Source organism: Pseudonocardia hierapolitana (assembly GCF_007994075.1).
GTDB lineage: Bacteria > Actinomycetota > Actinomycetes > Mycobacteriales > Pseudonocardiaceae > Pseudonocardia > Pseudonocardia hierapolitana.
In genome coordinates this window covers 5,806,140-5,831,458 of sequence record NZ_VIWU01000001.1, presented here as the reverse complement: position 1 = coordinate 5,831,458, position 25,319 = coordinate 5,806,140, and the positions used below count along the sequence as shown (strand labels likewise).

At 73.5% G+C, this 25,319-nt stretch carries 19 protein-coding genes; 8 read left to right on the top strand and 11 right to left on the bottom strand.

The features are described 5' to 3' along the window. The first annotated feature begins 104 nt into the window (after positions 1 to 104). On the top strand, positions 105 to 3,305 hold the full coding sequence (locus FHX44_RS27770; RefSeq protein ID WP_147258489.1) for an AfsR/SARP family transcriptional regulator: 3,201 nt from the start codon (positions 105 to 107) through the stop codon (positions 3,303 to 3,305). Here the strand turns inward: FHX44_RS27770 and FHX44_RS27765 are convergent. From FHX44_RS27765 to FHX44_RS27730, 8 genes are all read right to left on the bottom strand, one after another. Next, the gene (locus FHX44_RS27765) at positions 3,285 to 4,529 is read right to left on the bottom strand and encodes an MFS transporter (protein ID WP_147258488.1); all 1,245 of its coding nucleotides are present in this window, start codon (positions 4,527 to 4,529) and stop codon (positions 3,285 to 3,287) included. The genes FHX44_RS27770 and FHX44_RS27765 overlap by 21 nt on opposite strands. A 238-nt stretch (positions 4,530 to 4,767) precedes the next feature. Beyond that, positions 4,768 to 5,235 (bottom strand): hypothetical protein, encoded by a 468-nt coding sequence (locus FHX44_RS27760; RefSeq protein WP_147258487.1) that lies wholly within the window; start codon positions 5,233 to 5,235, stop codon positions 4,768 to 4,770. Between the two features lie 47 nt (positions 5,236 to 5,282). Continuing rightward, positions 5,283 to 5,693 (bottom strand): MarR family winged helix-turn-helix transcriptional regulator, encoded by a 411-nt coding sequence (locus FHX44_RS27755; RefSeq protein WP_147258486.1) that lies wholly within the window; start codon positions 5,691 to 5,693, stop codon positions 5,283 to 5,285. Between the two features lie 25 nt (positions 5,694 to 5,718). Continuing rightward, positions 5,719 to 7,560, bottom strand: a complete 1,842-nt coding sequence (locus tag FHX44_RS27750) for a putative nucleotidyltransferase substrate binding domain-containing protein (RefSeq protein ID WP_170309067.1) — start codon at positions 7,558 to 7,560, stop codon at positions 5,719 to 5,721. A 20-nt stretch (positions 7,561 to 7,580) separates the two neighbouring features. Continuing rightward, on the bottom strand, positions 7,581 to 9,134 hold the full coding sequence (locus FHX44_RS27745) for a GMC family oxidoreductase (RefSeq protein WP_147258484.1): 1,554 nt from the start codon (positions 9,132 to 9,134) through the stop codon (positions 7,581 to 7,583). Between the two features lie 2 nt (positions 9,135 to 9,136). Continuing rightward, the gene (locus FHX44_RS27740; RefSeq protein WP_147261515.1) at positions 9,137 to 10,681 is read right to left on the bottom strand and encodes an APC family permease; all 1,545 of its coding nucleotides are present in this window, start codon (positions 10,679 to 10,681) and stop codon (positions 9,137 to 9,139) included. A 51-nt stretch (positions 10,682 to 10,732) separates the two neighbouring features. Next, on the bottom strand, positions 10,733 to 12,202 hold the full coding sequence (locus FHX44_RS27735) for an aldehyde dehydrogenase family protein (protein ID WP_147258483.1): 1,470 nt from the start codon (positions 12,200 to 12,202) through the stop codon (positions 10,733 to 10,735). 56 nt (positions 12,203 to 12,258) lie between these two features. Beyond that, on the bottom strand, positions 12,259 to 13,455 hold the full coding sequence (locus tag FHX44_RS27730; RefSeq protein WP_246170621.1) for an MFS transporter: 1,197 nt from the start codon (positions 13,453 to 13,455) through the stop codon (positions 12,259 to 12,261). A 103-nt stretch (positions 13,456 to 13,558) separates the two neighbouring features. Here FHX44_RS27730 and FHX44_RS27725 point away from each other — a divergent pair, with 103 nt between their 5' ends. Both FHX44_RS27725 and FHX44_RS27720 read left to right on the top strand, forming a co-directional pair. Further along, a complete protein-coding gene (locus tag FHX44_RS27725) occupies positions 13,559 to 14,632 on the top strand; it encodes a LacI family DNA-binding transcriptional regulator (RefSeq protein ID WP_246170620.1) in 1,074 nt (357 codons plus the stop codon). 42 nt (positions 14,633 to 14,674) lie between these two features. Further along, positions 14,675 to 15,319 carry a LuxR C-terminal-related transcriptional regulator gene (locus FHX44_RS27720; RefSeq protein WP_212612675.1) on the top strand — a complete coding sequence of 215 codons (645 nt, stop codon included), beginning with the start codon at positions 14,675 to 14,677 and terminating at the stop codon, positions 15,317 to 15,319. A gap of 104 nt (positions 15,320 to 15,423) precedes the next feature. Here FHX44_RS27720 and FHX44_RS27715 read toward each other — a convergent pair whose 3' ends face one another. Together FHX44_RS27715 and FHX44_RS27710 are read right to left on the bottom strand one after the other, a co-directional pair. Next, positions 15,424 to 16,395, bottom strand: a complete 972-nt coding sequence (locus FHX44_RS27715; RefSeq protein WP_147253972.1) for an IS481 family transposase — start codon at positions 16,393 to 16,395, stop codon at positions 15,424 to 15,426. Between the two features lie 249 nt (positions 16,396 to 16,644). Then, complete coding sequence (locus FHX44_RS27710; protein ID WP_246170619.1) at positions 16,645 to 17,208, bottom strand: dihydrofolate reductase family protein; 564 nt, start codon at positions 17,206 to 17,208, stop codon at positions 16,645 to 16,647. A 244-nt stretch (positions 17,209 to 17,452) separates the two neighbouring features. Here FHX44_RS27710 and FHX44_RS27705 point away from each other — a divergent pair, with 244 nt between their 5' ends. The 5 genes from FHX44_RS27705 to FHX44_RS27685 all read left to right on the top strand — a co-directional run bounded on the left by FHX44_RS27705 (position 17,453) and on the right by FHX44_RS27685 (position 24,428). Then, positions 17,453 to 19,090: an ABC transporter substrate-binding protein gene (locus FHX44_RS27705; protein ID WP_147258479.1), complete on the top strand. Its 1,638-nt coding sequence runs from the start codon at positions 17,453 to 17,455 to the stop codon at positions 19,088 to 19,090. Next, positions 19,091 to 20,056 (top strand): ABC transporter permease, encoded by a 966-nt coding sequence (locus FHX44_RS27700; protein ID WP_246170618.1) that lies wholly within the window; start codon positions 19,091 to 19,093, stop codon positions 20,054 to 20,056. After that, positions 20,056 to 20,937 carry an ABC transporter permease gene (locus FHX44_RS27695; RefSeq protein WP_147258478.1) on the top strand — a complete coding sequence of 294 codons (882 nt, stop codon included), beginning with the start codon at positions 20,056 to 20,058 and terminating at the stop codon, positions 20,935 to 20,937. Before FHX44_RS27700 ends, FHX44_RS27695 begins: the two co-directional genes overlap by 1 nt. A 74-nt stretch (positions 20,938 to 21,011) precedes the next feature. Beyond that, entirely contained in the window at positions 21,012 to 22,745 is a 1,734-nt protein-coding gene (locus FHX44_RS27690) for a gamma-glutamyltransferase family protein (RefSeq protein ID WP_212613061.1), read from the top strand. 75 nt (positions 22,746 to 22,820) lie between these two features. Further along, complete coding sequence (locus FHX44_RS27685) at positions 22,821 to 24,428, top strand: dipeptide ABC transporter ATP-binding protein (protein WP_147258476.1); 1,608 nt, start codon at positions 22,821 to 22,823, stop codon at positions 24,426 to 24,428. Here FHX44_RS27685 and FHX44_RS27680 read toward each other — a convergent pair. Further along, entirely contained in the window at positions 24,420 to 25,301 is an 882-nt protein-coding gene (locus tag FHX44_RS27680; protein WP_425469157.1) for a LysR family transcriptional regulator, read from the bottom strand. The two genes, FHX44_RS27685 and FHX44_RS27680, sit on opposite strands and share 9 nt — an antisense overlap. Between the last annotated feature and the right edge of the window lie 18 nt (positions 25,302 to 25,319).

The window sequence follows — 25,319 nt, the reverse complement described above, 5'->3', positions numbered from 1 at the left end:
GCGACCGAGCCTGGGCGACGGCACGCACGATCCACGCACGGTCCGCGCACGCCCGGCTCGAGCCGGCGGGCGGAATGGTCGGAGCGGGCGGTTAACGTGGCTCTGTGCAGTTCGGGGTGCTCGGGCCGGTGGCCGTGTGGGACGGCGACGGCTCACCGGTACGGGTGCCGGAACGGAAGACCCGCGCCCTGCTGGCCGACCTCCTCGTCCACGAGGGTCGTCCGGTCGCCGTCGAGCGGCTCGTCGAGCACCTGTGGGGCGCGCAGGAGCTCCGCAACTCGCTGAACACGCTGCAGACCAGGATCTCGCAGCTGCGGCGCACGCTGGAGCGCGCGGGCGGGCACGACCTCGTGGTCCGCCAGCCACCGGGGTACCTCCTGCGCCTTGAGCCCGGGGCCCTCGACGTCCACCGGTTCCGCGACCTCATCGCGCGGGCCCGGGAGTCACCCGACGCGGCTGACCGGGTCGCCCTCCTCTCCGACGCGCTGGCGCTGTGGCGCGGCCCGGCCCTCGCCGACGTCCGCGAGGAGCCGTTCGCCGTGGCGGCCGCGCAGCGGCTCGACGAGGAGCGGGTCGCGGCGGAGGAGGAGCGCGCCGAGGCGCGGCTCGCGCTCGGCGGCGCGGAGCTGGGGCAGCTCGTCGCCGAGCTCGGGGCGCTGGTGGCGCGCCACCCGCTGCGCGAGCGGCTGCGCGGCCTGCACATGCGCGCGCTCTACCGGGCGGGACGGCAGGGCGAGGCGCTCGCGGCGTTCGCCGAGCTGCGCTCCGCGCTGGTCGCCGAGCTGGGGCTCGAACCCGGCCCCGAGATCAGCGCCCTGCAGCGGGCGATCCTCGCGCAGGACCCGGCGCTGCAGGGCCCGCCACCGCAACCGGTCACCCGTCCGCGGCAGGTGATCGTGGCCCCGCTCACCGAGCTCGTCGGTCGCGAGGCCGCGGTCACGCAGGTGCGCGAGCGGCTCCGCACCGCCCGGCTCGTCACGCTCACCGGGCCGGGCGGGGTCGGCAAGACCAGCCTGGCGATGGCGGTGGCGCGCGACGCAGGCGAGGCGTGCCTCGTCGAGCTCGCCGGGCTCGACCGGCAGGTCTGTCCCGAGGACGAGTGCCCTGCCGACCGGTGGGTGGCCACGGCGGTCGCGAGCGCCCTCGGGGTCCGCGAGGGCGCGTCCGCCGACCTGATCGGGCAGATCGGCGAGGCCGTCGCCGACACGCGCATGCTCCTGGTGCTGGACAACTGCGAGCAGGTCGTCGAGTCGGTCGCCGTGCTCGCCGGGCAGCTGCTGCGGGCCGCCCCCGGCCTGCGGATCCTCGCCACGAGCCGGGAGCCGCTCTCCGTGGCGGGCGAGGTGCTCTGGGAGGTCCCGCCGCTGGAGCTGCCCGCGGGCGCGGACGACCTCGACGCCGTGCGCGCGTCGAGCGCGGCCCGCCTGTTCACGGCTCGGGCCGCGGCGGCGGCGCCCGGGTTCGTCCTCGACGCCGACACGGCGCCCGCGGTCGCGGCGATCTGCAGGCGGCTCGACGGCCTGCCGCTCGCGCTGGAGCTCGCCGCCGGCCGGGTGCGCGCGCTCGGGGTGCACGAGCTGCTGGCCCGGCTCGACGACCGGTTCGCGCTGCTCGCAGGCGGGCCCCGCGACGCGCCGGACCGGCAGCGCACGCTGCGCGCGGTGATCGACTGGAGCTGGGAGCTGCTCACCCCCGGCGAGCGGGTCGTGCTGCGGCGCCTCGCCGTGCACGCCGAGGGCTGCGACCTCGACGCCGCGGAGGCGGTGTGCGCGGGCGAGGGCGTGCGCCGCGAGGAGGTGCTCGACCTGCTCGCCCGCCTCGTCGACCGCTCCCTGGTGGTCAGCAGGCCCACTCCCGACGGCGCGCCGCGGTTCCGGCTGCTGGAGACGGTGGCGGCGTACGGGTTGGAACGCATGGCCGATGCGGGCGAGCTCGAGCTCGTCCGGCAACGGCACAGCGCCCACCACCTCGCGCTCGCCGAGCGGGCCGAGCCGGAGCTGCGCGGCGCCGACCAGCGACGTTGGCTGGAGCGGCTCGACGCCGAGGCCGCCAACCTGCGCGCCGCCCTCGACCACCTCGTCCAGCAGGCCGACGGCGCCGAGCCGGCGTTGCGGCTGGTGCAGGCGCTCTGCTGGTACTGGTTCCTGCGCGGGCGCACGGGGGAGGCCATGCGGTCGCTGCGGGCCGCGCTCGCCGTGCCCGGCGACGCGCCCGCCGCGGCGCGCGTGCAGGCCACGGCCTGGCTCACCGCTCTGCGGGTGCTCGACGGCGTGCGGCCCGACGATGCCGCGCTCGACGTGTCGGCGATCGCGGATCCGGTGGCGAGGGCCCGCACGCAGTGGTTCCTCGGCTACGCCCTCACCACGGTGGCCGACACCCGGGCGGTGCCGCTCACGGCCGCCGCGCTCGCCACGTTCGAGGCGCTGGGCGACCGGTGGGGCATCGCGGCCGCCCTCGTCGACCGCGTCGGCCAGGCCCACTACGCCGGTGCGCGGGAGCAGGCCGAGCGGGCCGCGTCCCTGTTCCGCGAGGTGGGCGACCGCTGGGGGCAGGTGCAGACCACGTTCGCGCTCGGCGCGCTCGACGAGCTGGCCGGCCGCTACGCAGAGGCGGCCGAGCAGCACCGCGCCGGGCTGCGGATGGCCGAGGAGCTCGGCCTGTGGGCCGAGGTCTCCTACCAGCTGTCGTGGCTGGGCCGGGTCGCGCTGCTCGAACAGCGGTTCGCCGAGGCCGACGAGCTGCACCGGCGGGCGGTGGACACGGCCGTCGCCCACGGTTTCGCACCGGGGCGCATCTACGCCCTCACCGGCCTCGCCCTCGGCGAGCGTCGCACCGGCCGCCTCGACGCCGCGGAGGAACACCTGCGAGAGGTCCTCGAGTGGCACCTCGGCGTCGATGCCGAGCTGGCCACGACGCTGATCCACGCCGAGTTGGGGTTCGTCGCGGAGATGCGAGGCGACGCCGAAGCCGCCCTGCGCCACCAGCTCGCCGGGCACTCCGTCGCCCGGCGCGGCACGGATCCGCGGGCGCTCGCCCTGAGCCTGGAGGGCCTCGCAGGCGCCGTCGCGCTCGCGGGCGGGCACCGCCACGCGGCCCGGCTGCTCGGTGCGGCGGCCGCGGCGCGCGAGAGCGTCGGTGCGCCACTGCCCACGGCCGAGCGCGGGGACGTCGACCGGATCACGGCGGTGGCCGCCGCGGCGCTCGGCGAGGCCGAGTTCGCCGCCGAGCTCGCCACGGGCTCCGTCTCGGATCCGGGCCAGCTCGTCCACGCGGCGACGGCCGGGTCAGCCGTGCCGATCAGCTGATCGGCGCGCGGGGCGGCCGGTGCCGAACCGCCGGTACAGCTCGACGACCGGCGTCAGCAACGCCGCCGAGCCCACCAGCGCGGTCGTGAGCGAGAAGGCCGTGCCGATCACCCCGAACACCGGGCCGCCCGCTGCCTGGCCGACCGAGTTGGCCTGTCCCGTCATCGACAGCACGGTGGCCCGCACCGCAGGCTCGAGGCCGCGGTTGACCCACGCGGTCTGCACCGGCTCGCTGATCGTGGCGAGCACCCGGCGCGACCACATCATCGCGAAGGCGAGCCACAGGTGCCCGCACACGGCGAAGACCACCAGTGCGGCGATGTCGAGTGCGGCGAGGCCGGCGAGCAGCCGCGCCGGGACCCCGTCCACGAGGAACCGGGTGAACCGGCGCCCGAACACCTCGGCGGCCACCACGCTGACCAGCAGGCCGGCCAGCCCGCTCACCCCGAACCAGAACGCGGGCTGGTCGGAGCCGAAGACCTGCGGGAACGCGAACCTCTCGATCACCGACGGCACCGCGAGCCGGTCGTACGCCTCGGCGGCCAGGCCGGTGATCAGGCTGATCAGCAGGATCACACGCACCACGGGGCTCACCACGGCGAGCCGCAGCCCGGCTCGCGCGGTGGCCGACATCCGGCCGAACGTGGAGCGCTCGGGCGACGAGGCGCGCATGTGCCGCTCCGGCATGACGATCGCCAGCGCCCCGACGAGCACGAACATGCCCAGGCCTGCCAGCACCATCGGGATCTGGACGTGCACGAGGGCGAGGCCCGTGGCCAGGACGGTGCCGGTCACGCCGCCGAGCAGCCACGCCTTGCGGTAGCGCAGGAAGACCGGCCCCGCGGCGGCCTCGCCGATCTCGTCGGTGATCCACGCCTGGTGGGCCCCGCTGGTGAAGGTGTAGCCGAGGCCCCACAGCACCTGGCCGACCAGCGCGGCCCAGAACTGCGCCACCCCTCCCTCCAGGGCGTAGCTGCACCCCATCAGGGCCAGCCCGATCAGCACGGACAGGCGCCTGCTGTGCGCGTCGGCGACCACGCCGGTCGGCACCTCGAACACGAAGCAGACGATCTCCAGGACGGTGCCGACCAGGACCATCTGCAACGGGTCCAGGCCCATGACGGTGGCGTGGTAGACGAGCTGGACGGTGAAGAAGAGCGAGAAGCAGACGGACTGGACGAAGGCCAGCCCGAGGTAGACCCGTACCGGGTCGGAGGACTGCATGCGTGCGCACACCCCTCGGGTGAAGTGGGCAGGGAAGGACCGAGCCCAGCTCCGGGGGTGACGCGGGACGACCTACCGGAGGGCGAACGGGCTCGTCGAAGCAGCGGAACGAGCGCGCGTTGCCCTCACGACGAGACCTCCCACAGGTGTGGCGACGGCCGGGACCATATCCGAGGCCCTGCCCGGACTGCACGTCATTTCGATGACGCGCAGCAAGACGCGGACCGAGCTCCTGGAATCACTCGGCACCCGGTCGCACGATCATCAGCACCACCACGATCGCCCAGAGCAGGTTGTAGATCCCGGCGTACATGGCGAGCGAGCGCAGCCGGGCGCCGCCGTCCGGGTCTGCGAGCGCGGCCTTCTGCCTCGGGTAGATCACCAGCGCCAGCAGCAGGCCTGCGGCCGCCGTGAGGAGCATCGCGACGTTGATCCAGATCTCGGCCATGCGGCCCTGGACCATCGCCAGCACGATCCCGACGACGGGCACGACGATGCCGAGCAGGCCGTACACCCGCGTGATGCGGTGCAGCAGCACCGCGACGGCCTCGTTGCGCTCCCCCGCCCGCCCGGCATCGTCGGGAGCACCGGCCGGCACCGTCGCCGCGACCGGTGCGTAGCGCGGGAACAGGCTCGCCGCAACGGCCGAACCCCCGACGAAGACGATGCCCGCGAGCACGTGCACCGACAGCAGCAGACCTTCCACGACCCCTCCAACCTTCAATCTTTCTGAAGGTTAGCAGGGCCTTCAGATCACCTGAAGGCGGCCCGCACTGCTTCACCGACCTGCCGGAGCGCCGGGTCCGCGTCGGGACCGAAGAGCTCAGCGTCGACGGCGGCCACCGCGGCCATCGCCTCCCGCAGCAGCCGGACACCCTCCGGCGTGAGCTCGATGCGGGACGCGGCCCCGGCCCGCGCCGTCGCGTCCCGCACCAGCCCCGCCGCGACCAGCGCCTTCACCGCGGTGTGCACGCTCTGGACGCTGATCCCCGACATCCGGGCCAGGTCGCTGAACGATGCACCCGGCACGCCCGAGATGTGCCCGAGCAGCCCGAGCCGGCTCACGGTCAGGCCGAGCGGGGCGAGCGCGGCGCCCAGCGCCGTCTCCACCCGGTGGGCCACGGTGAGCAGCACGACGGAAGGGCTGGTCGGCGGCGTGCTCACGGGAGCCGACCCTAGCGCCCCCTTCTCACCGCACGCCGAGCTGCAGCTCCCGGTCGATGCGCCGCTGCACCGTCGCGATCGTCCGGAACGCTTCGCGCAGCGAGACGCGGGTGACCGGGCTGAGATCGACGGGCCGTACGAGGTCGTCGGGTTCCTCGCCGGCGCGCAGCTGCTCCACCTGGTGGGCGAGGCGCAGCTGCAGCACGAGGTGGAAGGCCTCCTCGAGGGCGGCGGCCGGCCCCGCGTCGAGGGTGCCGGCGGCCGCGGCGGCGCGCAGCCTGGCCGGGGTGGACGCACTGGTGACCCCGGCCGCCATCCCCGCCCATCGGGCGAGGTCGACGATCGGGACGAGCCCGCCGCGCTTGAGGTCGAGCTTGCCTCGGCGCCGCCCGGAGTGCTCCACCACGAAGTCGCGCAGGAAACCGGTGGGCGGACGGTGGGCCAGCGCGTAGCGGCCGAGCAGCCGCAGCAGGTCGGGATGGCGGCGGGCGTCGCGGAAGACGTCGGCCACCGACGGGGCCGCGCGCACGCCCCACACCGGACGGGCGTCCACCGCCAGCGAGACGAGTATCGGCGCGCGTTCCTGGGTGGGGTCGGCGAGCCAGCTGTGCGCCGCCGCGACCCAGGCGTCGTAGGAGCGGGAGAAGAGCTTGTTGGTCGCGACCGCCCCGTTGGCATCGGCCGGGAACCCGCAGGCCGCGAGCCCGGACAGGACCTGTTCGGCCAGCGCGTGGGCGTACTCGGCGCTGCCCTGCCCGTCGCCCGCCCAGACGAGTGCGCTGTCCACGTCCGAGGACGGCACGGCCTCGCGGCGCGCGAGGCTGCCCAGTGCCAGCCAGGTGAGCGGGCGCGGAGGCGGGCCGGGGGCGACGAGCTCGATGAGCCTCCGCGTGAGCGCATCGACCACGACCGAGGTGATGCCCGCGATGTCGGCGGCCGCCACCCGGGCGTCGTGCAACGCGATGACCGTGGGTGTGAGCCCGGCGGCCGCGCTCACCAGCTCCTGCACGGAGCCGGCGCGGGCGATCGCCGCGCGCAGCCCGAAGCTGCTGCGGGTGGTTGCGGCGACGACGTCGACGTCGTCGAGCACCCCGAGCACCTCCCCCGTCGCGTCCACCACCGGGGTGTGCCGCACGCCCCGGTCCAGCATGTCGAGCAACACCTCGCCGCCGAGCCGGTCGGCGGCGACCGTCCACGCAGGCGCGGACATCGCCGTACCGACGGGTGCGGCGGTGTCCCGGCCCTCGGCGATCACGCGCCGCAGGTCGTGGTCGGTGAGGATGCCGACCTGGCCGTCACCGAGCGGGACGACGACGGCCGACGCGCGGCACGCCGTCATCCGCTGCGCGGCCTCCCGGATCGGCAGCGCGGGTGACGCGCGGACGAGCGGGGCCCGCAGCAGCTCCCGGACGGGGCGCTCAGCGGAGCTCGCGGAGCGGAGATCGGCGCCGGCGGGATCGGGGAGGAACGGGTCGGTGAGCAGCGACGACATAAGCGATCGGGCGATGTAGCGCAGCCCTGCCGGCTGCCCCAGCACCGGGCGGACGGCGTCGGCGGGAAGGCGCAGGCACGTCGTCGCGCCCACGGCCACGGCGGCGAACCCGAGCGGCAGCCCGGACAGCATCGACGCATGGCCGAACAGCTCGCCGGGCCCGAGCAGGTCGAGCACCAGCCCGTCGAGCACGATCTCCACCGCGCCGGTGCGCACCACCCGCACGTGCGTGGGCGGCGGGCCGCCCTTGGCGAGGATCGTCGCGCCCGCGGGGTGCTCCTCCTGCTCCGCGACGTCCGCCAGTGCGGTGAGCTCGCCTGCGTCCAGCCCGTCGAACGGCGGATGAGCGCTGAGGAAACCGGCGATGTCGCCCACGCCGGCAATCCTCCCCGTTGTCACCCCTCAGTGGTGAGCAGGTCGCTCGCCTTCTCCCCGATCATGTAACAGGTGATGTTCGGGTTGATCGCCGGCAGGAACGGCATGATCGACGCATCGGCGACCCGCAGCCCGTCCACCCCGCGCACCCGCAGTTGCGGGTCGACGACGGCGGCCGGATCGGTGGTCGGGCCCATCTTCGCCGTGCCGGCCGGGTGGTAGACGGTGTTGTGGGTCTTCGCGATGTAGTCGGCCAGCTCGTCGTCGGTGACGGCGTCGGGGCCGGGCGTGAGCTCGCGGGCCACCCACTCCTTGAGCGCCTCCTGCTCGGCGATGCGGCGGGCCAGCCGCACCCCCGTCTGCATGACGCGCATGTCGTGGCCGTCGGGGTCGGTGAAGTAGCGCGGGTCGACCCGCGGGCGGTCGCGGAAGTCGCGGGTGCGCAGCCGCACGGTGCCCCGGGATCGTCCGCGGGTGACGTTCGGGGTGAGGCAGAACCCGTTGTCGGTGGTCGGGTAGCCCCAGCGCACGGTGTTCAGGTCGAACGGCACCGAGCCGTAGTGCATCATCAGGTCGGGCCGGTCCAGGCCGTCGCGGGTGCGGGTGAAGAGTCCGATCTCCCACCACTGCGTGGAGCGGGTGACCATGGGCTGCGCGGCCTCCCACATCACGAGGCCCTCGACGTGGTCGTCCAGGTTCGCCCCGACGCCGGGCGCGTCCACCAGCACGTCGATCCCGAACTCGCGCAGGTGTTCGGACGGCCCGATGCCCGAGAGCATCAGCAGCTTGGGGGTGTCGATCGCGCCTGCGCTGAGCACGACCTCCCGGCGGGCGGTGACCGTGCGCCGGCCCGGGCCGATGTCCTGCTGGTACTCGACGCCGGTGGCGCGCCGACCCGCGAACAGCACCCGGGAGGCCCACGCACCCGTGCGGACCTCCAGGTTCTGCCGCTTCCCCATGATCGGGTGCAGGTAGGCCCGGGATGACGAGGCGCGCGTGCCGTCCGGTTCGCGGTTGATCTGGAAGAACCCGGCGCCCTCGCAGACCGTCACGCCCTCGTTGAACCGGACGGTCGGCAGCCCGACGGCGGCGGCTGCCTCCAGCACGGCGACCCCGCACGGGTCGTCCGGCTGCACCTGCATGATCGTGACCGGGCCGGACCGGCCGTGCCCGTCCCACGGCCCGTCGTTGTTCTCCAGCCGCGCGACGAGCGGCCAGCACTCGTCGGCACTCCATCCCGTGCACCCGGCGGCTGCCCACTCGTCGAGGTCCTCGCGCGGCGGCCAGAACGCGATGCACGAGTTGTGCGACGAACACCCGCCGAGCACCTTCGCGCGGGCGTGGCGCAGGAAGCTGTTGCCGCGCTCCTGCGGCTCGACCAGGTAGTCCCAGTCGTAGCCGGAGTCGAGCAGGGCCATCCAGTCGGTGAGCTTCAGGATCGCCGGGTCGTCGACGTCGGACGGTCCGGCCTCCAGCAGGCACACCGTGACGTCAGGGTTCTCGGAGAGCCGGGCCGCGAGCGCGCAGCCCGACGACCCGCCCCCGACCACGACGTAGTCGAAGACGTCGTCCATGCTCACGCTCCCTCGGTCGGCTTCGGCTGCGGGGGAGCCGGGATGCCCGGGTCGACCTCGTGCGCCTCCTCGAGCTGCTTGGCCATGTGCTCGGGCAAGGTACCGACCTGGTGCCGCCCGCGGACGACGTACCAGATCAGCCCCGCGACGGCAATGACGCCGATGAAGATGAACGCGCTCCACGCGAGCCAGCCGGCGCCGTAGACATCCTCCCGGGGCCATGCCAGGTTGATCGACATCGCGATGCCCCACACGACGGCCAGGACGTTGACGACGATCCCGAAGCGGCCGAGCGAGAAATAGCCGCTCGCGCGGCCTGCCTCGTCCGGCCACTGTCCGCGCACCCTCCGCATCAGCATCGGGATGGTGACCAGCAGGTACGCGATGTAGATCATGATGATGGCGACGCTGGTGACCGCGGTGAACACCTCGGGCGTCCCGATGTTGCTGATCAGGATGAGCAGCGCGAGAATCCCGATGAGGATCGACGGGATCACCGGGGTCTTGTGCACCGGGTCGATCTTGGCGAGGTGCGCCCCCGCGGGGAGGGCGTTGTCGCGGGCCATCGCGAACATCAGCCGGATCGCCGCGGTGTGCACGGCGAGCGCGCACACGGTGATCGCGATCGCGATGCAGACGAGGAACACGATGCCGACCGGGCCGCCGAGCACCTGGAGCAGGATCAGCTGACCGCCACCGGACTTCTCCCCGTACGCCGGGTCACTCAGGTCGGGGGCGGAGAGGATCAGCAGGAGCAGGATCAGCCCGCCGATGATGAACGACGCGATCACGGCGCGCAGGATGGCCGACGGAGCGGTTCGCCGCGGGTCGACGGTCTCCTCGCCGAGGGAGCTCGCGGTGTCGAACCCGTACATGACGTAGGCCGAGGCGAGTGCGGCGACGAGGAACACCCCGAAGTAACCCCCGGGCATGCCTTCGCCCAGGCCCTGCGTGTCGAACAGCACCGACGGCGGGTTCACGATGTTGAACGCGAGCAGCACGATGATCAACACAGCCGCGATCAGCTCGATGAACACCCCTGTGCTGTTGATCCGCGACATCAGCTTGACGCCGATCGCGTTGATCACGGTGGTGAACACGATCAGCAACCCGCCGAGGATTGCGGCGTTGACGGCGGCGTCGTTCGCGTCGGCCGCGTCACCGACGATCTGGAAGCCGGACCAGATCTGCGGCAGCACGAGCTGGTAGGCCAGCACGACCGCCGTGATCGTCACGATGGAGGCGGTGAGCATCATCCAGCCGGCCATCCACGACGTGGTGGCACCGGCGAGCTGCTTCGACCAGTTGTAGACCGAGCCCGCGACCGGGTAGCGGCCCGCGAGCTCGGCGAACGACAGCGCCACCATGAACTGGCCGGCGAAGACCAGCGGCCACGACCACCAGTAGGCCGCACCGCCCGTGCCGAACCCGAAGTAGAAGAGCTGGAACGTGCCGGTCAGGATCGAGATGTAGCTGACGCCGGCGGCGAAGCTCGCGAACTTGCCGATGCTGCGGTCGAGGGTCTGGGAGTAGCCGAACTCGGCCATCCCGTCGTCACTCGCGCGGTGTTCCGTCGTGCTCACGTGCCACCTCCGATGTCAGCCAGCCGTGAACCAACCGGCCGGGGCCGGCCGGGTGTTGTGCCAGATGTGCTTGTGCTCCTGGTACTCGGCCAGCCCCGTCGGGCCGAGCTCACGCCCGTTGCCTGAGCGCTTCATGCCGCCCCACTCGGCCCCCGGCACGTACGGGCCGAAGTCGTTGATCCACACCGTGCCGTGCCGCAGCGCGCGGGCCACCCGCTCGGCCCGCCCCGCGTCGCCGGTCCAGACCCCGCCGGACAGCCCGTACTCGGTGTCGTTGCCGAGCGCGATCGCCTCATCCTCGTCCCGGAAGCGCTCGACGGTGAGGATCGGGCCGAAGGTCTCCTCGCGGATCACCCGCATGTCCCGTCGGCAGTCCGCGAACACGGTGGGCCGGTAGAAGAAGCCCTTCTGCAGGTCCGGCTCCTCCGGGCGGTGCCCGCCCGCCACCAGGCGGGCGCCCTCGGCGTGCGCCGACGCGACGAAGTCCTCGATCTTCGCCCGCTGGGCGGCCGAGACCAGCGGGCCCGACTCGGTGCCCTTGTCCAGGCCGTTGCCCAGCCGGATCCGCTCGGCGCGCCTGCCGATCTCGGCGACCAGGTCGTCGTGCAGCGCGTCCTCGACGATCAGCCGGGCGCCCGCCGAGCACACCTGGCCGGCGTGCAGGAAGACCGCCGTGATGGCGTTGTCGACGACGGTCTCGAAGTCGGTGTCGGCGAAGACGATGTTGGGGTTCTTGCCACCGAGCTCCACGGCGACCCGCTTCACGGTGGTGGCGGCGGCCCGCATGATCGCCTGGCCGGTGGCGAGCCCGCCGGTGAAGCTGATCATGTCGACGCCCGGGTGCTCGGTGAGCGGAGCCCCGACCGAGCGGCCGTCGCCGAGCAGGATGTTCACCACGCCCTGCGGTGCGCCCGCCTCCTCCAGCAGCCGCACGAGCAGCACCGAGGTGAGCGGGGTGACCTCGCTCGGCTTGATCACGACGGTGTTGCCGGCCGCCAGCGCGGGCGCGACCTTCCACGACAGCTGCAGCAGCGGGTAGTTCCACGGCGTGATCAGCGCGCAGACGCCGACCGGCTCGTGCACGACCCGGCTGACGACCGCCGGGTTGCCCGTGTCGACGAGCCGGCCCGCGTCGTGCCCCGCGAGATCGGCGTAGTAGCGGAAGACGGCGGTGACGTCGTCGACGTCGATGCGGCTCTCGACCAGCGTCTTGCCGGTGTCGAGGGTCTCGACGCGGGCGATCTCCTCCTTGTCGCGCACCAGCAGGTCCGCGACGCGGCGCAGCAACTCGCCCCGCTCGGCGGCGGAGGTGGGTCGCCACGGGCCGCCGTCGAAGGCCGCCCGGGCGGCGGCCACCGCACGCTCGACGTCGTCGGGGCCGGCCTGGTCGACCGCCTCGATCACGCCGGCGTCGAACGGGTTGATGACTTCGGCGCTACCGCCGGACCCGGACGTCCAGGTCCCGTCGATGTAGAGGCTGGGCACGGGCTGATGGTCCTCGGGAACGGCGCCGCGTCAAGCGGAAGCGGCTTTCCCGAATGTCAGCGCTCGCCCGCCGGGGCCAGTGGCCGGGCCGAGCCTGCGGCCAGCAGGCCCAGCAGCAGAGCGCCCAGCACCACGAAGAGTGCTCGCAGGATGCCTGCGTGCTCGCCGAGGAGGCCGATCAGGGGCGGGCCCGCGATGAAGGCCGTGTAGCCGATGGAGCTGACCACCGAGACGCGGGCGGCCGCGCGTGCCGGGTCGTCCGCGGCGGCGCTCATGCCCACCGGGAACCCCAGCGACGCACCGATCCCCCACAGCAGGGCGCCTGCGAGCGCGACGGGAACGGACCCGCCGATCAGCATCAGCAGCAGCCCGGCGAGTGCGATGACCGCGGTGGCGCGCACCACCGCGACGCGCCCGAAGCGCTCCAGCGCGGCGCCGCCGACCATCCGACCGGCGGTCATCGCGGCCACGAAGAACCCGAACGCGATCGCGCCGAGGGTCTCGCTCGTGCCGTGGCCGTCGACCATCGCGATGGCGATCCAGTCGTTGGCCGAACCCTCGGTGAACGCGAACGCGAGCACCATCAGCCCGACGACGATCGTGCGCGGCTCCCGCCACGCGGTGAGCACTCCCGAGCCCGACCTGGCCTCCCCGGGCGTGGCCTCCGGCACCGGCAGGAAGCGCCGCACGGCCAGCGTGACGACGATCGGGAGCAGGATCACGATGCCGATCAGTTGCACGGCGAGCGGGATGCCGAGCGCGGCACAGGCCGCGCCGATGCCCGCGCCCGCCACGGTGCCCAGGCTGAATCCGGCGTGCAGCCGTGGCATGAGGGAGCGGCCGAGCCTGCGCTCGACGTCGGCGCCCTCGACGTTCATCGCGACGTCCCAGACGCCGGTGCCGAGCCCGGCGGCGACCAGGCCGACCGCGGCGACGGGGACGAGGGCGGCGGCCATGCCCGCGCCGAGCAGCGCCAGCCCGAGCGTCATCGACAGCGCACCGGAGAGCACCGCACGCCCTGGCCCGAGGCGGTGCACGATCGGGCCCGACAGGGGCAGCCCGGCCACCGCCCCGCCCGACATGCAGAGCAGCAGCAGGCCGAGCTGCCCGGTGGACAGGTCGAGCGCGTCGCGCAGCGCGGGCGTGCGCGCGATGAACGACGAGAACGCGAGACCCGCGGTGATGAACGCGACGACCACGGCCGTGCGCGCCCTCAGCAGCTGAGCGGAGGGCATCGCCCCTGTCGTGGTCACATCGGCTCCCGTCGCAGTGTGTGTCGAATCGATTCGATCTGAGGCTACGTGACAGGTGCGCCGGGCTCAACCAGGTTCTGCCCGCGCCCGCTACGGTTCGGGCGTGTCCACCCGCCCGACGCTCGCCGCAGTCGCGGCGCGGGCAGGCGTCTCCCCGTCGACGGCGTCGCTCGCGTTCGCCGACAGCCCCCGCGTCGCGCCCGCCACCCGCGAGCGCGTGCTCGCGGCGGCCGCCGAGCTCGGGTACGCGGGCCCCGACCCCCTGGCCGCATCGCTGCGCCGCGGGCGCAGCGGCGTCGTCGGGGCGTTCATCGGAGAGCGGCTGCTGTACGCCTTCCGCGACCCCGTGGCGCTGCAGCTGCTCGACGGCATCAGCGAGGTGCTCAGCGCCCACGACGTAGGGCTGCTCCTGCTCGCAGGCGACGTCGGCAGGCCCTCGACCAGCCAGATCGCGCGCATCCCGCTCGACGCGGCCATCTTCGCCACCTGCGGGCTCGAGGACGACCCGGCGCTGGAGCTGCTGCGCGCCCGCGGCGTACCGATCGTGGCGGTGGAGGGCCCGGCGGTCGAGGGCGTCGCGATGGTCGACATCGACGACCGCGGCGGCACCCGCGACCTCGCCCGCCACCTCCACGAGCTCGGGCACCGGCGGGTCGAGGTCATCGCCATGCCGCTGCGCCTCGACGGCACCTGCGGCCCGGTCACGCCGCAGCGCCGGGCGCGGGCGCACTACCGCGACGTCCGGCACCGCATCGAGGGCGTGGAGGACGTCTTCGGCCCGGTTCCGATCTACGAGACCCCGAGCAACGCGGTGGACGAGGGAGCCGCGGCCGCGCGCGTGCTGCTCGACGTCCCCGCCGAGCGGCGGCCCACCGCGATCATCGCCCAGAGCGACGTGCTCGCCGCCGGAGTGCTGCGGGCCGCGTCCGAGCTGGGGCTGCACGTGCCCGACGACCTGTCCGTCGCCGGCTTCGACGGCGCAGAGCTGCACTGGCTCGCGCCGACCCGGCTCACCACCGTCGTGCAGCCGAGCGAGGAGAAGGGCAAGGTCGCGGCCCGCGCCGCGATGGAGCTCGTCGAAGGGGGCGACCCGACGATGGTCATGCTGCCCGTCGAGCTGCGGATCGGTACCACGAGCGGGCGTGCTCCGTCCTCCGATCGGTCGGCACCCCGATAGGAAGAGCGGCTCCCGGGGAAGCCCGCGAGCATGGTGGTCCGCGTGCTGATCGTCGACCGGCAGCCGATGTTCCGCCGCGGCCTCGAGGAGGCGCTGCCGGCGGCAAGCGATGGCGGGGTGCGTGTCGTGGCCGGCACCGACCGCGCCGTCTCCGCCGGGATGCTGGTGCGACGCCATCAGCCGGACGTCGCGCTCGTCGACCTCGAACTCGACGCGCCCGGCCCGCTCGCCGCACTCGCCGCCATGCGCGGCGTGCAGCCGCGGCTCCCGGTCCTCGCGCTCGCCCGGCACGTCGCGCCGTTCCCGGGCGCCCTCGAGCTCCTCGGCGCAGGCGCGAGCGGCGTGCTGGTGCGCACCCGCTCACCCGCCGCACTGGTGCCGTCGCTGCTCGCGGCCGCCGGTGCCGGGTCCCGGCAGGCGACGCCCTGCACGGGCCCCCAGCTCACCGGCAAGGAACGGCATCTCTGGACGCTCATCGCAGGCGGCGCCAGCACCGTCCAGATCGCCCGCGCCCTGCACGTCTCCGAGCGCACGGTCAAACGCCTCACGGCGGGCCTGCTGCGCACCCTCGGTGTCGCGAGCCGCACCGAGGCCGCCGCCCTCGCCGGCCGCGCCGGACTGCTCGACGGCCTGCCGCCGGGCCACCCCTCCCCGGCGCAGCGCCCCATCACCGAGCGAGCCCGCTGACCGAGCCCCACCCCGGCGAGTCCGACACCCCAGCACGGCGAGTCCGACGTTCAGGCACGTCGAGTGCCGCGTCTAGATGTACTGACTCGGGAGGTTGTTGACTGTCATGCGGCGAGTCGGGTGATCGGAGGGCGGCCGCCGAGGGCGGAGTGGGCGCGTCGAGTGTTGTAGTGCTCGACCCAGCTGTCCAGGGCGGTGAGCCGGTCGTGGTTGGACAGCCAGGGTTGGGCGTAGGCGAACTCGGTCAGCAGGGTGCGGTTGAGCCGTTCGGCTTTGCCGTTGGTCCAGGGGCAGCCGGGTTTGGTGAACCGGCGCCGGATCCCGAGCGCGACACACACCGCCCGCCAGTCCTGCCCGATCCGGTAGACCTTGGCGTTGTCGGTCAGGACCCGCAGCACTCGCACGCCGTGCTCACGGAACCAGGCCACGGCCCGGTGCAGGAACCCGGCGCAGGTGGTGTCGCGTTCGTCGGGCAGCGCTTCGATGTAGGCCAGCCGGGAGTGGTCATCGACCGCGACGTGCAGGTAGTCGTAGCCGATCCCGCGCCCGATTCCGCGCCCGATTCCGCTCTGGCGGGCTTCTCGGCGCCCGTGCAGCCGCCAGCCGCCGCCGTCAGGGACCCGGCCCAACTTCTTGACATCGATGTGGATCAGATCCCCGGGGTGGGGGCGTTCGTAGCGGATCCCGCAGTGGCGGCGCCGGACCGGTGCGCCGGTGATCGGGTCGATCGCGGCCAGGTGCGGCACCTGGTGGCGGGCCAGCACCCGGCCGACGGTGGAGGCGACCAGGCCGAGCTCGCCGGCCAGGAACACCGCTCCCCGATGCGCGGTGGCTCGCAACTCGAGGATGCGGTCCTCGATCTGTGCGGCGACGCGGTTCGGGCTGGTGTGCGGCCGCGACGAGCGGTCGGCAAGTCCGTCCCAGCCCTCCTCGCGGTAGCGGCGGACCCACTTGTGCACCGTCGCTCGGGAGACGCCGAGTTGCTCGGCGATCCGCGCCGCTGGCCACCCGGCGAGGAAGCGTTCGACGATGAGCCGCCGCGCAAAGACGGTGGTGCGGGCGTTACGGTGCGCCACGAGGACCTCCTGGGCCTGGAGCGAGTGCGTGAGACACACCCACTCCGCCCGGAGGTCCTCCCTCGATCAAGCCGACACGCTGACCGAACTGTCAACAACGTCCTGAGTCGCTACATCTAGACACAGCGGCTCACCGCGTCGGAACGCTCGACTCGCCGCGTCACGATGTCGGACTCGCCGTATGCGGACGTCGGACTCGCGGGCGGTACTGCGTCGGCGCGGGGCAGGTCCGGCATGCTGGCGCGCCGGCTACGTGGCGGCGTACCGGGAGCAGGTGATGCCGCCGCGGAACGACGTCGATTCGAGCAGACGCAGGGACGGAATCTCGTATCCGTCCGGGAAGAGGCGGCGGCCGCGGCCCTGCACCACGGGGTAGACGAAGAGGCGGTACTCGTCCACGAGCCCCGCCCGGATGAGGGCGTGGCAGAGGGTGATGCTCCCGGTCACGACGATGTCCTGGCCGGGCCCCTCCTTGAGGGCACGGACCTCGGCGGTGGGGTCACCGGACAGGATCGTGGTGTTCTCCCACTGCGGGTCGGTCAGCGTCGAGGAGACCACGTACTTCCGCACCTGGTTCAGGTAGGCGGTGATCCCGGTGGGGTCGTTCTCCTGCTTCGGCCAGTACCCGCGAAAGTCCTCGAAGGTCCGGCGGCCGACGAGGAAGCCGTCGGCGGTGCTGTCCTGCCGGTGCAGCTCCTCCAGCAGGTCCGACTGGTCCACATCGGCCTGTCCTTGCGGGTCGAACCAGTCGCCGAGCATCTCGATCGATCCGTCGACGGTCACGTTCTGGGTGATCACGAGTTTTCGGTTCACACCAGTACGACTCCCATCGGCGCCGCTGTTCATCGCGCCTCACCGGAGTCGATCCGACCTCACCGCCGTTCGTCACCCGCTACGCCAGCAGCGGGCCCGCACGGTCCACCCCCTGGCGAGCGGCCGCAGGGCACGCGCCGGCGTGCGGTCGTGCTCACAGTGGGCTTAACTCTGCTGAAACCCTGGTGTATGCAGTCGGTCTGTATACATCTGATGTCCACGGATCACGCTCGAAGGACCAGTCGTGCCCCACCCGCTCCGCGCGGCCGCCGTGGCCATCGGCGTCGTGCTGGCGGCCGCGCTCGCCGCCTGCATCCCGGTGCAGCCGGTCGTGCCCGCCCCGCCCCGCCCGGACGTCCCCGGCGTGGCCTTCGACGGCCGCCCGGCCCGCGAGGGCGGGAACCTCGTGATGGCCCTGTCCAACGAGCCGGACCGGCTCGACCCGACCACGTCGTCGTCGCTCTACACGCGCTACGTGATGAACGCGATGTGCGAGAAGCTCTACGACATCGACGCCGAGGGCGCCCTCGTCCCGCAGCTGGCCACGGCGCTGCCGACCGTCTCGCCCGACGGGCTCACGGTGACGATCCCCGTCCGCACCGGCATCAGGTTCGCCGACGGCACCCCGTTCGACGCCACGGCGGTCGTCACGACCTTGCAGCGCCACCTGACCATGGAGGGCTCCACGCGCCGCGGTGAGCTCGGGCCGGTCGACGCCGTGGAGGCGCCCGACGCGGGCACCGTGGTGGTGCGCTACCAGCGGCCTTTCGCGCCGCTCACCGCGTCCCTCGCCGACCGGGCCGGGATGATCATGTCGCCCAAGGCGATCGCCGAGCTGGGCGCGGACTTCAGCCGGTCGCCGGTGTGCGTCGGGCCGTTCCGGTTCGCCGAGCGCGTGCCGCAGACCTCGATCACCGTGGTGCGCGACCCGAACTACTACGCCGCCGACCACGTGCACCTCGACTCGATCACCTACCGGATCATGACCGACGCGAACATCCGCGCGGCCAACCTGCGCTCCGGCGACGTGCAGGTGGCCGACCGGATCTCGCCGCAGGACGTGGACTCCCTCCAGCTGGAGAACGGGATCGGTGTGCTGCAGATCGGCTCGCTCGGCTACCAGGCGGTGACGTTCAACGTCGGCAACGTCAACGGCACCGGGGAGCCGCCGGAGCCGATCGACACGCCGATCGCGTCCGACGTGCGGGTCCGGCAGGCGTTCGCGCTGTCGGTCAACCGCACGACGCTGGTCAACTCCGTGTTCAACAACTGGTACGAACCGGCGTGCTCGCCGATCTCCCCGGCCAGCACGTTCTCCACGCCCGCGAGCGAGTCCTGTCAGCCCTACGACCCGGCCCGCGCCCGGCAGCTGCTCGCCGAGACGGGCGTCGAGACGCCGTACCGGCTCACGATGCTCGTGAGCAACGACGCGGACAACCTGCGGTTCGGTCAGGCGCTGCAGGCGAGCGTCCGCGAGGGCGGCTTCGAGATCGCCATCCAGCCGGTCGAGTACTCGACGCTGCTCGACGTGCAGGACCGCGGTGACTTCGAACTGCTGGCCCTCGGCTGGTCGGGGCGCATCGACCCGCACGGCAACACGGCCAACTTCCTCACCACGAAGGCGTCCAACAACTACTCCGGCTACAGCAACCCCGAGGTCGACCGGCTGGTGCGCGAGGCGGCGCAGCTCACCGACCCGGCGGCGCGCGCCGAGACCTACGGCCGCGCCGTGCAGATCGTGCAGCAGGACCTGCCGATCCTCTACGTCTACCGGCTGCGCAACCTCACCGCGTACACCACCGACGTGGCGGGCATCGATACCTATGCCGACGGCGTCGTGCGGCTCGGGCGCGCCGGATTCCTCGCCGAGGAGGGCGACTGAGTGCCAGTGCCGCGCTACCTTCTGACCCGCCTCGGCCAGGGCGTCGTCACGCTGTTCCTGGCCTCGATCGTGGTGTTCGCCGGGGTGCGCGCGCTGCCCGGTGACCCGGCGCTCGCGATGGCCGGCGAGGAGGCGAGCCCGGAGACGCTGGCCGCGATCCGCGCCCAGCTCGGGCTCGACCAGTCGATCGTCGTGCAGTACTTCCGCTTCCTGGGCAATGCGCTGTCCGGCGATCTGGGCGACTCGGTGCGCACCGGCACGCCCGTCATCGAGCTGATCGCGACGACGCTGCCGGTCACGGCATGGCTCTCGCTCTACGCGATCGTGATCGCGGTCGTGTTCGGGATGGCCGCGGGCGCGCTCGCCGCCGCCAACCAGGGCCGCTGGCCGGACCTGGCCGTGGGCGGGGTGTCGCTGCTGTCGCTGTCGGTGCCCAACTTCTGGCTCGGGCTGCTCGCGATCCTCTACCTCGCGGTCGGCCTGGGCTGGTTCCCGGCGTCCGGTTACGTGACCTTCACCGAGGAGCCGCTGCGCGCCCTGTGGCACCTGACGCTCCCCGCCCTGATCCTCGGCACCGGCCTCGCCGCGATCGTGATGCGCCAGACCCGCTCGTCCATGATCGACGCGCTCGCCGCCGACTACGTGCGCACCGCCCGCGCGAAGGGCGCGTCGCGCGGCAACGTGCTCGTCCGCTACGCCATGCGCAACAGCCTGATCGTCGTGGTGACGATCGTCGGGCTGCAGCTGGGCGGGCTGATCTCCGGCGCGGTCGTCACGGAGCGGATCTTCGCGCTGCCCGGGTTCGGGAAGCTCACCCTCGACAGCGTCTTCACCCGCGACTACCCGGTGATCCAGGGCGTCGTGCTGGTCGTGACGCTCGCCTACATCCTCATCAACCTCGCCGTCGACGTCCTGTACTCGGTGATCGACCCACGGATCCGGGTCGCAGGGGGAGGGAACGGCTGATGGCCGTCGTGACACCCGCGGTCGCCGCCGACGACGAGCTCGGCACCCGCCGCGGCCGCGTGCTCACCGGGCTGCTGCACCACCGGCTCGGCGTGGTGGGAGGCGGGCTCCTGCTCGTCGTGGTGCTCGCCGCGCTGCTCGCGCCGTGGATCGCGCCCTACCCACCCGACGAGGTGCACTTCGACACCCCGTTCCAGCTGCCCCGCACCATCGGGTTCCCCCTCGGTACGGACGACCTGGGCCGCGACATCCTGTCCCGCATCCTCCACGGCACGCGGGCGTCGCTGCAGGTCGGCGTGCTCGCCGTGGCGCTCGCGATCGTGGTGGGCACCCCGCTGGGGCTGCTGGCCGGATACTGGCGCCGGCTGGACGCGCTCGTGTCGCGCGTGACCGACCTGCTGCTCGCGTTCCCGTTCCTGATCGTCGCGGTCGGCCTGGCCGCGATCAACGGAGCGAGCCTGACGAACGCCGCGATCGCGCTCGGCCTCGCCCAGGTGCCGACCATGATCCGCATGGTGCGGGCCGAGACGCTGCGGCTCAAGGGCCACGAGTTCGTGCTGGCCGCCCGCGCGATGGACGCATCCGGCGTGCGCATCCTGGCCACGCACGTGCTGCCCAACGCGCTGTCGTCGATCATCGTGCAGGCCACCGTGATCATGCCGGTTGCGGTGATCGGCGAGGCGCTGCTGTCGTTCCTCGGGCTCGGGATCCAGCCGCCGCACCCCAGCCTGGGCATCATGCTGTCCGACGCCCAGCAGTACATCGTCCGCGCGCCGTACGCGGCGTTCTTCCCCGGCCTCGCGATCGTCGTGATCTGCCTGGCGTTCAACCTGTTCGGCGACGCACTGCGCGACGTGCTGAGCCCCGGCTCGCGCCGGTGACAGAAAGGATCTCCGTGACCTTCGTCCCGCCCCCCGCGTTCACGACCCGCCCCACCCTGCAGGGCACGTTCGGCATGTCGGCCACCACGCACTGGCTGGCCACCGCCACCGCGCAGTCCGTGCTGGAGCGCGGGGGCAACGCGTTCGACGCCGCCACGGCGGCCGGGTTCGTGCTGCACGTCGTCGAGCCGCACCTCAACGGCCCGGGTGGCGACCTGACCGGCGTCTTCGCCACGGCCACCGACCCGACCCCGCAGGTCCTGATGGGCCAGGGGCCCGCACCCGCCGGCGCCACGATCGCGCACTACCGGGGCGAGGGCCTCGACCTGGTCCCCGGTGCGGGCGGGCTCGCCGCCGCCGTCCCGGGCTCGGTCGACGCGTGGCTCCTCCTGCTCGCCGAGCACGGCACGTGGGAGCTCGCCGACGTCCTCGCCTACGCGATCGGCTACGCCCGCGACGGCCACCCGGTCGTCGGACGGGTGGGCACCACCATCGAGACCGTCGCGCAGCTGTTCACCGAGCACTGGACGACGTCGGCGCAGCTGTGGATGCCGAACGGGCGCCCACCGCGGGCGGGCGAGATCATCCGCCTCCCCGCCTACGCCCGCACCCTCGAACGGCTCCTGGAAGCCGGGTCCGGGGCCGGCGACCGGATCGGGCGCATCGAGGCGGCCCGTCGCGAGTTCAAGGAGGGTTTCGTCGCCCGGGAGGCCGCCGAGTTCCTGCGCACCCCGCACCGGCACTCGTCCGGCACCGACCACGCCGCCGTGATCGAGGTGGCCGACTTCGCGGCGTTCTCCGCCTCGTTCGAGCCCGCCGTCACGGCCGAGTTCCGCGGCACGACGATCGCCAAGACCGGCCCGTGGGGCCAGGGCCCCGTCCTCCTGCAGGCCCTCATGATCCTCGACGGGCTGCCCGACGAGGCCCTCGACCCGTCCACCGCCGAGGGCGCGCACCACGTCCTCGAAGCGCTCAAGCTCGCCCTCGCCGACCGCGACGCCCACTACGGCGAGGCCATCGCCGACGGTGTGCTGGACGTCCTGCTGTCCCCCGAGTACGCGCGGGAGCGGCGGGAGCTGATCGGCAAGGAGGCCTCGCTCGAGTTCCGGCCCGGCCGGCCCGGCGGGCGGGAGCCGTTCCTGCCGCCGCTCGTCATCGAGTCGGAGGAGGGTGCGGCGGCGGGCGTCGGCGAGCCGACCGTCGTGCTGTCCGGGGAGACCCGCGGCGACACCTGCCACGTGGACGTCGTGGACCGGTGGGGCAACATCGTCGCCGTCACGCCGTCCGGCGGGTGGCTGCAGTCCTCGCCGACGATCCCGGAGCTCGGGTTCTGCCTCGGCTCCCGGCTGCAGATGACCTGGCTGGAAGAGGGCGCCCCGTCGTCGCTCACGCCGGGCGAGCGGCCGCGGACCACGCTCACGCCCACGCTGCTGCTGCGCGACGGGAAGCCGGTGGGCGCGCTCGGCTCGCCCGGCGGCGACCAGCAGGACCAGTGGCAGCTGCTCTACCTGCTGCGCACGCTCGTCGGCGGCTACTCGTCCCAGGAGGCCATCGACGCCCCGGCCCTGCACACCACCTCGATGCCCGGGTCGTTCTGGCCGCGCACCTGGACGCCGGGCGGCGCCGTGGTCGAGGACCGGCTCGGCGACGACGTGATCACCGAGCTGGAGCGCCGCGGGCACCGGGTCACCCGGGCCGGGGACTGGGAGCTCGGGCGGCTGTCCAGCGTCGGGCGCGACCCCGGGACCGGCCTGCTCAGCGCCGCGGCCAACCCACGCGGGGCGCAGGGCTACGCGGCGGGGCGCTGATGAGCGAGCGGAGCTTGCGAATCATCAGCACAGCGCGTCCGCGAAGCGGTCGCCCGAGCGCCAGCGAGGGCGGCGATGAGTGACAGCCCGCTGCTGCGCCTCCGCGGCCTCGAGGTCTCCTACGGCTCCGCGGCCCCGGTCGTGCACGGCGTCGACCTCACAGTGCCGCGCGGGCACCGGGTGGCGATCGTGGGCGAGTCGGGGTCGGGGAAGTCGACCACCGCTGCCGCCGCGATCGGCCTGCTGCCCGGCACCGGGCGCGTCACCGGCGGCACGATCGAGTTCGACGGCGAGGACGTGACGGCCGCGGGCGAGAAGCGGCTGCGCCGGCTGCGTGGCCGCCAGATCGGCCTCGTCCCGCAGGACCCGATGTCGAACCTCAACCCGGTGGCCCGGGTGGGCAAGCAGATCGCCGAGACGCTCGTGATGCACGGCATGGCGCGCGGGCGGGCGGCCCGGGAGCGGGCCGTCGAGCTGATGACCGAGGCGGGCATCCCGGACGCCGCGCGGCGCGCCCGGCAGTACCCCCACGAGTTCTCCGGCGGGATGCGCCAGCGCGTGCTCATCGCCATCGCGCTGGCCTGCGAGCCGCAGCTGCTCATCGCCGACGAGCCGACGTCCGCGCTCGACGTCACCGTGCAGCGGCAGATCCTCGACCACCTGGAGCGGCTCATCGCGGAGCGCGGGACGTCCCTGCTGCTCATCACCCACGACCTCGGCCTGGCCGCCGAGCGGGCCGACGACGTGGTCGTGATGTGGCAGGGCCGGGTGGTCGATACCGGCCCGGCCGCGCGAATCCTGCGCGACCCGCAGCACGAGTACACGGAGCGGCTGGTGGCGGCAGCCCCGTCGGTGGCTGCGCGGTCCCGGGCCGCCCCCGCACCGCCGCCCGCGGCCGACCCCGTGCCCGCGCTGCAGGTCACCGACCTCGTCAAGACCTACAAGGTGCGCGGCCAGCGCGAGCCGCTCCACGCGGTCGACCGGGTGTCGTTCACCGTGCGGGAGGGCACCACCACGGCGATCGTGGGCGAGTCGGGCTCGGGCAAGACCACGATCGCGCGGCTCGTGCTGGGGCTGGAGCAGCCGACGTCCGGGCACATCGTGATCGCGGGGCGCACGTTCCGCGGTGCCGACCGGGGCGCCCGGCGGGCCATCCGCCGGGACATGCAACCGGTGTTCCAGGACCCGTACGGCTCCCTCGACCCGGTGCTCCCCGTCGAGCGGCTGATCGACGAGCCGCTGCGCGTGTTCGGGATCGGCGACACCGCCAGCCGCAGGCAGCGGGTGGCGGAGCTGCTCGACCACGTGGCGCTCCCCCGGGCCGCCGCCCAGCGCCACCCCGTGGAGCTGTCCGGCGGGCAGCGGCAGCGCGTCGCGATCGCCAGGGCGCTCGCGCTGCGGCCGAAGCTGGTGATCTGCGACGAGGCCGTGTCCGCGCTCGACGTCCTCGTGCAGGACCAGATCCTCGAGCTGCTCACGCAGCTGCAGCGCGAGCTGGGCCTGTCCTACCTGTTCATCGCGCACGACCTCGCGGTGGTGCGCCTCATCGCGCACGACGTGCTGGTGATGCGGCGCGGCCGGATCGTCGAGCACGGCAGCACCGCAGAGGTCTTCGACGACCCGCAGGACGAGTACACGCGCGCGTTGCTCGACGCGATCCCCGGGGCAGCCCTGTCAGCCTGAGCCGGCCCACCCCTCGAGGTGCTCGAGGAGCGCCGCGGCCGCAGGCACGAGCGGGACCCGGCGGTGGACGACCCCGGTCGTCCACGCCGGCGCGTGCCGGGCGATCGGCACGGTGCGCAGGTCGGGGAACCCGGCGGCGAGCGCGGCCGGGACGATCGTCACCCCCAGACCGGCCCGGACCAGCTCGGCAGCGGCCAGCATGTCGTTCGTCTCGAACACCCCGGCCCGCTCCACCCCCGCCGCGCGGAAGGCGCGGTCGACCTCCTGCCGGACCGCCCAGCCGGGCACGAAGTCGACGAACGGGTGGCGCGCGAGCTGCGACAGGGTCACCGGGGCGTCCGGCAACCCCGAGTCCGGGCCGACGAGCGCGACCATCCGGTCCCGCATCAGCTCGACGCTGACCAGCCCGCGCCGCCTGCCGGTGAGCGCGATGACGGCCAGGTCGACCGTGCCCTCCCGGACCGCGTCGACGACCTCGTCGGCGGGTGCCTGCCGCAGCCGCACCACGACCCCGGGATGCGCGCGGCGCATCGCGCCGATCGCGCGGGGCAGCCCGCCCAGCAGTCCCTGCATGACACCCACCGTGACCCGCCCGCGCAGCACGCCCCGCGCCGCGACGACGGCCGCCTGCACCTGGTCGGCGGCGGACAGGGCGGCACGCGCCGCCGCCACGAACGCCTCGCCTGCCGCTGTCGGCACCACGCGGTGGGTCGTCCGATCGAACAGCGGCACGTCGAGCTCCCGCTCCACGGCACGCACCGTCGCCGACACCGCCGACTGCACCAGCCGAAGCCGCCTGCCCGCCGCCGAGAACCCGCCGGTCTCGGCCACCGCGACGACCACCTGCATCTGCCGGAGCTCCACGACGCTCATCTTCAACGGAGATGACCG

Coding starts and splice junctions, on each gene's coding strand:
- FHX44_RS27745 (WP_147258484.1), bottom strand. CDS start 9,134: ATGGACGACGTCTTCGACTACGTCGTGGTCGGGGGCGGGTCGTCGGGC.
- FHX44_RS27690 (WP_212613061.1), top strand. CDS start 21,012: ATGTCGGCCACCACGCACTGGCTGGCCACCGCCACCGCGCAGTCCGTG.
- FHX44_RS27765 (WP_147258488.1), bottom strand. CDS start 4,529: ATGCAGTCCTCCGACCCGGTACGGGTCTACCTCGGGCTGGCCTTCGTC.
- FHX44_RS27685 (WP_147258476.1), top strand. CDS start 22,821: ATGAGTGACAGCCCGCTGCTGCGCCTCCGCGGCCTCGAGGTCTCCTAC.
- FHX44_RS27695 (WP_147258478.1), top strand. CDS start 20,056: ATGGCCGTCGTGACACCCGCGGTCGCCGCCGACGACGAGCTCGGCACC.
- FHX44_RS27740 (WP_147261515.1), bottom strand. CDS start 10,681: ATGGCCGAGTTCGGCTACTCCCAGACCCTCGACCGCAGCATCGGCAAG.
- FHX44_RS27680 (WP_425469157.1), bottom strand. CDS start 25,301: ATGAGCGTCGTGGAGCTCCGGCAGATGCAGGTGGTCGTCGCGGTGGCC.